This window comes from Micromonospora sp. NPDC051227, assembly GCF_044455385.1.
Classification (GTDB): Bacteria; Actinomycetota; Actinomycetes; order Mycobacteriales; family Micromonosporaceae; genus Micromonospora.
The window spans coordinates 214,935-226,600 of sequence record NZ_JBITET010000010.1 but is presented as its reverse complement, the minus strand read 5'-3'; the positions used below and the strand labels follow the sequence as shown (position 1 = coordinate 226,600).

Here is an 11,666-nt window from a genome sequence, read left to right as displayed (position 1 = left end):
CACCACTGCCACCGTCAGCGAACGCCTCGTTCACCACATCCCACGAGTGGATCTTCCCGCGGAAATGCGTCGCCACCTGCGTGACGTGATTGATCGCCGCGTTGCGCAACGCGCTGCCGGACATGCCCTGCGCCCAGCCCGGCTCCTGCTGGTGCCACAGCAGCGCGTGCCCGCGCACGCTCATGCCATTGGCCTGGGCGTGACTGACCAGACGATCACCACCGGTGTAGCTGAACCGACCCTGCTGCGGCTCGGTGGCGTCCCACTTCATCTCGTTCTCGGCCACGACACTGTTGAACTCACGGTTCAGAATGGTCGCGTACACGCTGGTGGAGAGCTTGCCCGTCGCGACAGCCGCGCCGAAGTAACGGCCCTTCTCGGCCGCCGAGGCCCGCAGGGTCGTGCCGGCGCTGGCCGTGGAGGTCAGTGTCATCGTCATGCCGGCGGCGAGGGCGCCGGTAACGGCGATGGTCACCGCCGCTCGCAGGGCTCTTCTGTGATTCATGCGGATTCCTTCTCTGTGGTGGTGCAGCGATGGAGACGCACGCCCGAATCTGCTCCTGCGACATGGGAGACGTCAGCAACGGTCGCCGTCGCGGCAGCGGTGCGGGGAGTCCTGACCCGACGTCCGGCATGCCCTGGGCGGACGTCGCGGGTCGAGGTGCCACAGCAGGTTCGCCCGGTGAACCACAGGTGCGGCTACCCTCAACCATCGACTGTGAGCGATAACATGCCGTTCGTCAAGTCGTAACCATCCGCGCCGGGCAACCTGTCGCTCCGTCGCGGTGGTGGGGCACGTCGCCGTGCTGCCGGAGCCGCGCCGAGCACGGCTCCGGCAGCACCCGTCACTGGAACGAGGCGTCGTCGACCAGGAGGCTGTCGGTGCCCTCGGCCGTCTCGACGTAGAAGGCGGCGCTGGTCAGGGCACCGCTCCACGAGACGGTCGTGGTGCCGGTGAGCAGGGTCCAGCCGTTGACGTTCACCCCCACCGCCGGGGTCAGTTGCAGGTAGTTCGTCGTGCCGTTCGCGGTCAGCGACAACGTCGCCTTCGCCGACGGGGTGCCGCTCTGTGCTCGTACCCAGACGTTGGTGGTGTAGCTCTTGCCGTTGGTGAGTTTGGCGGTCACGTCCTGGCTGGGGCCGTTCCACGCGCCGGTCCGGCCGGTGATCGACAGCGACCCGCTGCCGCCGTGCGCGACGGTGGTGTTCCTGGCGAGGGTGCCGCTGCCGTGCACACCCCAGCCCGTCGTGCCGTTCTCCACGTCGCCGTTGGTGAGCAGGTTGGCGGCGCTGCCGCCGGTGCCGCTGAACTGCCACCAGTTGATGTTGAACAGATTGCCGCTGCCACCGGCGAAGCGCAGGTAGAGATCATGGGTGCCGGTCGCTCCGCTGACCGCGCAGGTGCTGGTGCTCCAGGTCTGCCAGCCGCCGGTGCCGCCCACGGTGCAGGTGCCCACGGTCGGGCCGTTGGCGCTGTCGAGGCGTACCTCGATCCGGCCGCCGCTGGTGGCCGACGAGACCCGCGCGTTGAACGACGTCGCACCCGCGCCGAACGCGACGCCCTTGACCTTGACGTAGTCGCCGTTCTCGATCCAACCGACGTTCATCCCGCCCTCGCTGGACGCCTCGGTCTCGATCCCCGAGCCCCAGGCGATCGTCTCGGCCTCCTGTCGCACGTACGGGTTCAGCGTGCCCACCTGCGGGGCACCGGTGTTCGTCATCGAGATCGTCGGGAACAGGCCATTGCTGGTGTAACTGAACTTCTCCACCGCGACCGAACGGGTGTAACCACCGCCACCGGGCAACGCCCCGTTGTGATAGAAGAAATACGAACCGCCCTGGAAATCGATCACACCCGCGTGATTGGTGAAGCTGGCGCCCTGCCGCGGCATGATTGTTCCCCGATATGTCCACGGCCCCGTCGGCCCGGTAGCCGTGGAGTACGCGATGAACTCGGAGCAGCACTCCGCCGCGAACACGTTGTAGTACAACCCGTTCCGCTTGAACACCCACGGCCCCTCCTCATACAGCGTGGGCCGACTCGCATTACCGTTACGGGTACCGAACCCCGCCGTCGTGAGTGGAATGCGCGTCGCGCCGCCGGAGAAAGAAATCATGTCCGGGTTCAACTTCACGTACCACAGACCCGGGTTGCCCCAGTACAGATACGCCTGCCCGTCGTCGTCGATGAACGCGTGCGGGTCAATCTCGTTGTTGCCGACCAATGGTCGACCGAGCGCGTCGCGGAACGGCCCGGTCGGGCTGTCGGCCACCCCGACGCCGATGACCATCTGCCCGTTGGAGCGCTGGCGCACTGGCACGTACCAGTAGAACTTTCCGTTACGCGGAACGACCTGTCCGGCCCACGCGTTGGCGTCCGCCCACGCGAACGTCGCCAGATTCATCGGCGAGCCGTGATCGGTCCAGTTCACCATGTCGGCGGACGAGTACACCCGCCACTCACGCATTGTGAAGTAGGTGGACCCGTCCTCGTCATGCCCGGTGTAGACGTAGACCCGGCCGTTGTGCACCATCGGCGCCGGGTCGGCGGTGTAGATGTTCTGGACGATGGGGTTGTCGGCCTTTGCCGTCCCCGGGATCAGTGCGAGGACACAGGCCATGCTCGCCAGCCAGGCGATGGCGCGCCTGGCCCGGCGGGTGGCCCGAGTTGTGGTTCGATCCTTCACTTCCACGATTACTCCCACAGAGAGTGCGCATGCGGATGTTTGACTGGGCGCGCGGCCGCCGTCCCGGCGGCCGCGCGAACGCTCTTGCCGTACGCCCGCCGGGCAGCACGACCGGCGGGCGTGTTAGCGCTAACAGCGTTCCGTGAATGCCCCCTCCCCCATCTGAACTGGATTTTTGTGAGCGCGGGATGACGGCCGTAACCACATCGCAGCATTGAGGTATCGACGTGGACATCGAAGATTTACGATGCACGGTACTGAGCGACCGGTCGGGCGTCAACGGAGGAAGACCACCGCCAACCGTTACGCACGGTAACGGTCCGATGATCGCGAGCCCGCCGGATGTCCGTTTCGGACCACAGTCGCCACCGGATGCGGCGGCGCCGGGCCAGACCGTCGCGGGAATGGGTCGGCGAGGCGCCCCGGGGGTTGCGGGCGTGTTAACGACGAACTATGTTAGCGATCACATCGATGTGCCGCGATAAGCGCAGGGGTGGGCACCCGGCGTCCACGGCGACCCACGTCCCACCCACCCCACCGCACCCGGCGTCGGCCCCCTTTGCCGCCGACGACCCACCGCCATCGATGGCGGGCCCGACGTACCCGGCCACCTGGAGGTTCCCCATGCCACCCCTGCCCCTCAGCCGCCGCCACCTTCTTCAGGCCGCCGGAGCCACCGTGGTGGTCTCCGCGAGCGGCGTCGCCTTCTCCCCCGGCAGCGCGTCCGCGGCCGTCGTGCCCCCGGCCCGGCCCGACATCGGCGTCTCGGCGTACGCATTCGACCCGGGTCAGGTACGACTCACCGCCGGCCGTTGGATGGACAACCAGACCCGGACGCTCAACTACCTGCGGTTCGTCGACGTCGACCGGATGCTCTACAACTTCCGCGCCAACCACCGGCTGTCCACCAACGGCGCCGCCACCAACGGGGGCTGGGACGCGCCGAACTTCCCGTTCCGGACCCACATGCAGGGCCACTTCCTGAGCGCGTGGGCGTACGCGTACGCGGTGCTGGGCGACACGACCTGCCGGGACAAGGCCAACTACATGGTGGCCGAATTGGCCAAGTGCCAGGCCAACAACTCCGCCGCCGGGTTCGGCGCGGGTTACCTCTCCGGCTTCCCGGAGTCCGACTTCACCGCGCTCGAGGCACGGACGCTTTCCAACGGCAACGTGCCCTACTACTGCATCCACAAGACCCTCGCCGGTCTGCTCGACGTCTGGCGCTACATCGGCAACACCCAGGCCCGTACGGTGCTGCTGTCGCTGGCGGGCTGGGTCGACACCCGGACGAGCCGGCTGAGCTCCAGTCAGATGCAGTCGATGCTGGGCACCGAGTTCGGGGGCATGAACGACGTGCTCGCCGACATCTACCAGCAGACCGGTGACAGCCGGTGGCTCGCCACCGCGCAGCGGTTCGACCACAACTCCGTCTTCAACCCCCTGGCCTCCGGCCAGGACCAGCTCAACGGGCTGCACGCCAACACGCAGGTGCCCAAGTGGATCGGCGCGGCCCGGGAGTACAAGGCCACCGGGACCACCCGTTACCGGGACATCGCCAGCAACGCGTGGCGAATCACCGTCGGCGCGCACACCTACGTCATCGGCGGTAACAGCCAGGCGGAGCACTTCCGGCCGCCGAACGCCATCGCCGGCTACCTCAGCAACGACACGTGCGAGCAGTGCAACACGTTCAACATGCTCAAGCTGACCCGGGAGCTGTGGCTGCTCGACCCGAACCGGGCGGACTACTTCGACTTCTACGAGCGCGCGCTGATCAACCACCTGATCGGCGGGCAGAACCCGGCCGACAGCCACGGCCACATCACCTACTTCACCCCCTTGCGGCCGGGCGGACGTCGCGGTGTGGGACCGGCGTGGGGTGGCGGCACCTGGAGCACGGACTACAACTCGTTCTGGTGCTGCCAGGGCACCGGTCTGGAGATCAACACGAGGTTGATGGACTCCATCTACTTCTACAACGGCACCACGCTGAGCGTGAACCTGTTCACGCCGTCGGTGCTGAACTGGACGCAGCGCGGCATCACCGTCACCCAGACCACCAGCTTCCCGGTCAGTGACACCACCACGCTGACCCTGTCCGGCTCGATGAGCGGGTCGTGGAGCATCCGGGTGCGGATCCCGTCCTGGACCAGCGGCGCGACGATCGCCGTCAACGGCACGGTGGAGAACGTCACCACCACACCGGGCAGCTACGCCACTGTCACGCGCACCTGGGCCGCGGGCGACACCATCACCGTGCGGCTGCCGATGCAGGTCGCCGTCAAGGCCGCCAACGACAACGCCAACGTCGGCGCGATCACGTACGGCCCCGCGGTGCTGGCCGGCAACTACGGCAACACGGCCCTGAGCACCCTGCCCACCCTCACCGTCTCCTCGATCACCCGGACCAGCACCAGCTCGCTCGCGTTCACCGCCAGCGCCAACGGGTCCACCGTGAACCTCGCCCCCTTCTACGACGCCCACGGCTACAACTACACGGTCTACTGGAACACCAGCGGCAGCGGCGGCCCCACCGGCAGCTACCGCCTGGCCAACGTCGGCACCGGGCTGGTCCTCGGTGTCCAGAACATGTCCACCGCCGACGGTGGTCTGGCCGTGCAGTGGGGCGACAGCGGCACCGCGGACCACAACTGGGTGGTCATCACCGACGGCAACGCGGTCCGGTTCCGCAACGTCAACAGCGGCAAGGTCCTGGGCGTGGAGAACATGTCCACCGCCGACAACGCCCGGGTCCTGCAGTGGGCCGACAACGGCACCGCCGATCACCGGTGGATCCTCGTGGACAACGGCGACGGCACCTACAAGATCCGCAACGTCAACAGCAACAAACTGCTCGGAATCCTGAACGGGTCGACCGCCTGGGGAGCGCAGGCCGTGCAGGATCCGGACAACGGCAGCGCTGACAACCGGTGGAGGCTGGTCCGCAACGCCTGATTTTCGCCCCGCTCGACGGGCTCACCGGCGCGGTCACCCGAAGGCCGCGCCGGTGACGCCGGGCGGGCGCCCGTCAGCGGTCGTACAGTGGGGAGGGTCCTGGCCCCAGTGAACGTGGCGGACGTGTCGGCTCGTGCCGCTTCCGCCCGGAAGGAGCACAGTGAACCGCCCCCTCCGCACCACGCTCGGCGGCGCGTTGATCGCCGCCATGCTGGCCACCGTCGCCGTCGCGCCGGCGCAGGCGCACCCCGCCGGGCGGCCGCCGGCCGTCCTCGCCCTCCCCGACGGGTTCCAGCCCGAGGGCATCGCCACCGCCGGCCGGTACGCCTACTTCGGCTCCCGCGCTACCGGTGCCATCCAGCGCGTCGACCTGGTCACCGGACGGGGCACGACGATCGGCGCGGCCACCGGCACACCGTCGCTCGGCCTCAAGGTCGACAGGCGTGGCCGGCTCTTCGTCTCCGGTGGCACGGCTGGCGACGCTCGCGTGCTCGACACCCGCACCGGCGAGGTGCTGGCCCGCTACCAGTTCGCCACCGCCCCGACGTTCGTCAACGACGTCGTGCTGACCCGCGACGCGGCATACTTCACCGACTCGAACCGGCCGGTGCTCTACCGACTGCCGCTCGGTCGCCGTGGGGTGCTGCCGCCCGCCGACGCCTTCACCACGATCACGCTGACCGGCGCCTACGAGCAGGTCGGCACGGGGGTGAACCTCAACGGCATCGCCACCACACCGGACGGCCGGGCGCTGGTCGTCGTCCAGTCCACCACCGGCACCCTGTACCGGGTCGACCCGGCGACCGGGGCCAGCACCGTCGTGGACGTGCCGGGCCACACCTTCACCAACGGCGATGGGCTGTTACTGCTCGGCCGCACCCTCTACGTCGTGCAGAACCGCCTCAATCAGATCGCGGTGGTCCGGCTGAACCACGCCGGCACCGCCGGAGCGCTCACCGGGACCATCACCGATCCGAACTTCGACGTACCCACCACGGTGGCCAAGGCACTGGGCCGGCTCTACCTGCCCAATGCCCGGTTCACCACACCGCCGACCCCCACCACGCCCTACACGGCCGTCGCGGTCCGCGCCCACTGAGCGACCCGAGGGGGTACGCGCCGCGCGGGTACCCCCTCGGCCCACCGCTCTGGATCTCGATCGCCGATCGGCCGCCAGTAGGATCACTGGCACCCGGCGACGACTGTCGCCTCGTGCCCCCCGGAGTTCGTGTGGCTGCCCGTCCGTACCGGTTCCTGCGTCGAACCCTGGCCGTGGGCTGCCTTCTCGCCGCCGCCGCACTGCCGGCCGCGCGGCCGGCCACACCGCCGGCCACGCCCACCAACGTCATCCCGGAACCCACGGTCCTGCGGATGCTCCAGATGAACCTCTGCAACAGTGGCCTCGCCGGCTGCTACACCGGTCGCGCGATGGCTAGGGCCGCCGAGGTGATTACCGCCGAGGCGCCCGACCTGGTCACCCTCAACGAGATCTGCGCGGGCGACCTGTCGACCCTGCGCGGGGTGTTCCAAACCGTCCACCCTGGCCGGACCGTCGTGGCCGTGTTCCAAGCCGCCGGCGACCGCCCGAGCGGAGACGACACCCGCTGTCGCAACGGCCAACGGTTCGGCATCGGGCTGCTGGCCCACGTGCGGACGCCGGCCGCCCCGAGCAACGTGTACGCCGGAACGCACCCAACGCAGGACCTCACCGACCCCGAGGAACGAGCGTGGCTCTGCGTCGACGTCGACGGCGCCCTGCTCGCCTGCACCACGCACCTGTCGGCCACCGGCTATCGTGTCGCGCTCACCCAGTGCGACCACCTGCTCGACACCATCCTGCCGACGATCGCCCGCAACGCCGGGTACCAGCCCACCGTGCTGGGCGGCGACCTCAACCTGCGCGCCGGGCACGACCCGGACGTGCGGTCCTGCACCCCGCCGGGCCATCAGCGGGTCGACGACGGCCGACTGCAACACATCACGGCGACCACCGACATCACGCTCTGCTGTCGCGCCCTGGTGCCCATGCGCGGCGCCACCGACCACCCCGGGCTGTTGACCACCCTCACCATCGGCCCCAGCCGTCGGCCGGCCTGATCCGCCTCCTCAGCGGGCGCGAATGGCGCGGGCCGGCCGCACGGCGTCAGCGCGGCGGCGTGTCCCGGCGGGACGGGAACGGGGTTCCCGGCTGGCCGAGGGTGGAGCGGGCGCGCAACCCGACCGGGTCGGGAGCAGCGGTGGGCGCCGGGGCCGGCGGCTCCGAGAGCCGCCGTCCGTCCAGGTAAGCGGTGGCGGCCCGGTCGTCGTCGGTCGGAGCGGCGAGCAGCGCGTAGAGCAGACCGACCACCCCGAAGACCACCGCCAGCACGATCGGCACCAGCAGGGTGCTCACCCCGGCGCCGGCCACCTCGCCCGTCCGTTCGTGGCGGTGCACCGACAGGGCGCTCATGCCGGTGAAGTGCATCCCGTTGACGGCGATCCCCATGACCAGCGCGGAGGCGAAGATCGCCAACCCCCGCCGGACGGTCATCGCGAGCCACAGAGCGACGGTGGACGCCACCACGGCGATGACCACCGAGAGCACGACCCGGACCGTGTCGTAGCCGAGGCTCCCGTTGAGCCGCATGGCGGCCATGCCGGTGTAGTGCATGGAGGCCACGCCGGCGCCGGTGAAGATACCGCCGGCGATCAGGCGTACCGGATTCAGCCGGCCGGTGCCCACGATGGCCAGGCCGATACCGACCGCCACCACGGCGATGGCCGTGCTGGCCGCGGTCAGCGGCACGTCGTAGCGGATCCGGGTGTTCTCGACGGCGAAGCCGAGCATGGCCATGAAGTGCATCGCCCAGATGGCGGTACCGCCCAGCGCCCAGGCCGACAGCAGACCCCACCACGCACGCTGGCCGTTCGTCCGAGCCGTGCGGATGCGCCCGGCGCAGACCAGACCGAGGATCGAACCGAGCACGGACAGCGCGTAGCTCAGCCCGGGTGTGATCCACCCGTACTCAAAGTGATTAATTTCTGCCACGGCGGCTGTCTCCCCATTCGTTACCGACGCGTCAACAAGACGCCTCGGCAATGATCAGGGGTGCTGTGATCAGGCGCAACAGTGCCCCCCGGCTATCCGAGGGGTGCCGTTGCGGTGACCGTCCGCTGCGTCGATTCACCGACCAAAATGACTGAGCGTGATTATCACGCTGACGTGTGGTACGCGAGAACGCCTCGATTGACTGCCGCTATGGCCTGTCGAGCCGTCGACCGCAGCTCCGTCGTGGCACCGCCAGAGTCGGCAATCTGACCGAGCAGGTCGACGACCTGTCGGGCCCACCGGACGAAGTCACCGGCGGGCATCTCACCATCGATCTCATGACCGCTGCCGAGCACCTTGGCCAGCGCCTCGCCCCGGGCCCACCGGTAGACGGGCCAGGCGAAACCCAGATCCGGCTCCCGGGTCGCCGTCAGCCCCCGCGCCGCCTCGTCGGCCTCGATCTCCCCCCACAGCTTCAGCGTCTCGTCCACCGCGTCGGCCACCGGCCCGCGCGGCAACGACGCCCGCTCATCGACATCGCGGCGCGCCTCGAACACCACCACGGACACCGCGGCGGCCAGCTCGGCCGGGGACAACCCGTTCCACACCCCCCGGCGCAGGCACTCGGCGACCAGCAGGTCCGCCTCGGTCCAGATCCGGCCCAGCATCCGACCGGCGTCGGTGACCGCACCGTCGCGGGCGAGGTAGCCACGCTCGGTCAGCAGCGCCACGATCCGGTCGAATGTTCGAGCGAGGGACCCCGTACGACCACTGACGCGCTCACGCAGCTCCTCGGTGTCACGCTCCAGGCGCCGACGCCGCTCCGCCCAGCGGGCGTGCTCCTCACGCTCGGGGCAGGCGTGGCAGGGGTGTTGACGCAGTTCGGTACGGAGCTGGGTGATCTGGTGGTCCTCGCCGGTCACCTGCCGGGAACGGCCCCCGCGTCGGCCACCGTGCCGATCCAGGCCGGTGCCACTGACCTCGGCGGCGAGATCCCGACGGGCGCCCGGGGACCGATGGTTGAAGTGCTTGGGCACCCGGATCCGGGCCAACACCTCAGCCGGAGTGGTGAAGTCGCCGGGGCTGACCCGCCCGGCCCAACGGTCCTGGGTGAGCACCAGCGGCCGGGGTTCACCGAACCCACCGGTCGCCGGGTCCAGCACCACGGCCAGCCCGGCTCGCCGGCCCGACGGCACCCGGATCACGTCGCCGACCCGCAGCCGTTCCAACGAGGCCACCGCGGCGGCCTTGCGCTGGGTCTGCCCCTGCCGGGCGATCGCCTTCTCCCGGTCGGCGATCGCCACCCGCAGCGCGAAGTACTCGTCGAAGTCGCCGTGGTGGCAGGTCGCCTCCGCGCCGTACGCCTCGATGGTCTCGGTGTTGCGCTGCACCTGCCGGGCCAGGCCGACCACCGACCGGTCCGCCTGGAACTGGGCGAACGAGGATTCCAGCAGGGCCCGAGCCGGCTCCGCACCGACCGTGCCGACCAGGTTCACCGCCATGTTGTACGACGGCCGGAAGCTGGAACGCAGCGGATAGGTACGGGTGGACGCGAGCCCGGCCACGTGCCGTGGGTCGGTCTCCGGGGACCACACCACGACGGCGTGCCCCTCCACATCGATGCCCCGGCGGCCGGCGCGCCCGGTGAGCTGGGTGTACTCCCCCGGGGTCAGGTCGACGTGCGCCTCGCCGTTGTACTTGACCAGCCGTTCCAGCACCACGCAGCGGGCCGGCATGTTGATGCCCAACGCCAGCGTCTCCGTGGCGAAGACCGCCTTGACCAGGCCGCGGACGAACAACTCCTCGACGATCTCCTTGAACACCGGCAGCATGCCGGCGTGGTGGGCGGCCAAGCCGCGCTCCAGGCCGTCCAGCCACTCCCAGTAGCCCAGGACCGACAGGTCCTCGCCGGGAATGGCGGTGACCCGCGACTCGACGACCCGGCGGATCTCGGCCCGCTCCTCCGCCGAGGTGAGCCGCAGCCCGGCGGCGAGACACTGCTGCACCGCGGCGGCGCAACCGGCCCGGCTGAAGATGAACAGGATCGCCGGTAGCAGACCTTCCCGGTCCAGTCGGTCGACGATGTCCGGGCGCGACGGGCCACGCCAGCGCGGGCCACGCCGGCCGGCACCGGGCCCGGCGCTACGCCCCTCACCCAACTCCAGCCGCCGCGCGGTCTCCCGGGTGTAGCGCAGCAGCTCCGGGTGCACGTCGTGCTTGCGGGCGGCGTCGGCGTCGTGGAACAGGTCGAACATCCGCTTGCCGACCAGCATGTGCTGCCACAACGGCACCGGCCGGTGCTCGCTGACCACCACGGCGGTCTCACCGCGCACGGTGACCAACCAGTCGGCGAACTCCTCGGCGTTGGAGACGGTCGCCGACAACGAGACCAGGGTGACGGAGGCGGGCAGGTGAATGATCACCTCTTCCCAGACCCCACCGCGGAACCGGTCGGCCAGGTAGTGCACCTCGTCCATCACCACGTACGCGAGGCCCTGGAGGGTGCTGGAGCCCGCGTAGAGCATGTTGCGCAGCACCTCGGTGGTCATCACCACCACCGGCGCGTCGCCGTTGATCGCGTTGTCGCCGGTCAGCAGGCCGACCTGCTCGGCGCCGTACCGGGCGACCAGGTCGTGGTACTTCTGGTTGGACAGCGCCTTGATCGGCGTGGTGTAGAAGCACTTGCGCCGGGCCGGTGGGGTCGTCTCGTCGGCGGCGGGCACCGGGTCGTCGGGCCGACCCCGCAACGCCAGGTGGACGGCGAACTCCCCGACCACCGTCTTACCGGCGCCGGTGGGAGCGCAGACCAGCACACCGCTGCCCCGCTCCAGCGACTGGCACGCCTCCCGCTGGAAGTCGTCGAGATCGAACCCCAACTCGAGGGCGAACTCGTCCAGCGCCGGAAACTGTGCGGCTTGTGCGGCCTTGCGGCGCGCCGCTGCGTACCGCTCGGCGGGGCTCGACATGGCACCAAGATTAGTGCGTGCCGAGTC

7 protein-coding genes are annotated in these 11,666 nt (G+C 69.7%); 3 read left to right on the top strand and 4 right to left on the bottom strand.

Features of this window, described 5'->3' with window-relative positions; all coding sequences use genetic code 11:
- Both ACIA47_RS23975 and ACIA47_RS23970 read right to left on the bottom strand, forming a co-directional pair.
- Positions 1-505 (bottom strand): endo-1,4-beta-xylanase (locus tag ACIA47_RS23975; RefSeq protein ID WP_396710799.1); only part of this gene is annotated, 505 nt, incomplete at its 3' end.
- A gap of 340 nt (positions 506-845) precedes the next feature.
- Positions 846-2,693 (bottom strand): family 43 glycosylhydrolase, encoded by a 1,848-nt coding sequence (locus tag ACIA47_RS23970; protein ID WP_396710797.1) that lies wholly within the window; start codon positions 2,691-2,693, stop codon positions 846-848.
- 618 nt (positions 2,694-3,311) lie between these two features.
- Between ACIA47_RS23970 and ACIA47_RS23965 the strand changes: the two genes are divergently transcribed.
- The 3 genes from ACIA47_RS23965 (at position 3,312) to ACIA47_RS23955 (ending at position 7,742) form a co-directional block, all read left to right on the top strand.
- Complete coding sequence (locus ACIA47_RS23965; protein ID WP_396710795.1) at positions 3,312-5,645, top strand: beta-L-arabinofuranosidase domain-containing protein; 2,334 nt, start codon at positions 3,312-3,314, stop codon at positions 5,643-5,645.
- A 160-nt stretch (positions 5,646-5,805) separates the two neighbouring features.
- A complete protein-coding gene (locus ACIA47_RS23960) occupies positions 5,806-6,744 on the top strand; it encodes an SMP-30/gluconolactonase/LRE family protein (RefSeq protein WP_396710793.1) in 939 nt (312 codons plus the stop codon).
- A 131-nt stretch (positions 6,745-6,875) separates the two neighbouring features.
- Positions 6,876-7,742 (top strand): endonuclease/exonuclease/phosphatase family protein, encoded by an 867-nt coding sequence (locus ACIA47_RS23955; RefSeq protein ID WP_396710791.1) that lies wholly within the window; start codon positions 6,876-6,878, stop codon positions 7,740-7,742.
- Positions 7,743-7,788: 46 nt separating this feature from the next.
- Here the strand turns inward: ACIA47_RS23955 and ACIA47_RS23950 are convergent, their stop codons facing one another.
- On the bottom strand, positions 7,789-8,673 hold the full coding sequence (locus tag ACIA47_RS23950; RefSeq protein WP_396710789.1) for an MHYT domain-containing protein: 885 nt from the start codon (positions 8,671-8,673) through the stop codon (positions 7,789-7,791).
- Between the two features lie 164 nt (positions 8,674-8,837).
- Entirely contained in the window at positions 8,838-11,639 is a 2,802-nt protein-coding gene (locus ACIA47_RS23945; protein WP_396710787.1) for a DEAD/DEAH box helicase, read from the bottom strand.
- Between the last annotated feature and the right edge of the window lie 27 nt (positions 11,640-11,666).

Coding starts and splice junctions, on each gene's coding strand:
- ACIA47_RS23965 (WP_396710795.1), top strand. CDS start 3,312: ATGCCACCCCTGCCCCTCAGCCGCCGCCACCTTCTTCAGGCCGCCGGA.
- ACIA47_RS23945 (WP_396710787.1), bottom strand. CDS start 11,639: ATGTCGAGCCCCGCCGAGCGGTACGCAGCGGCGCGCCGCAAGGCCGCA.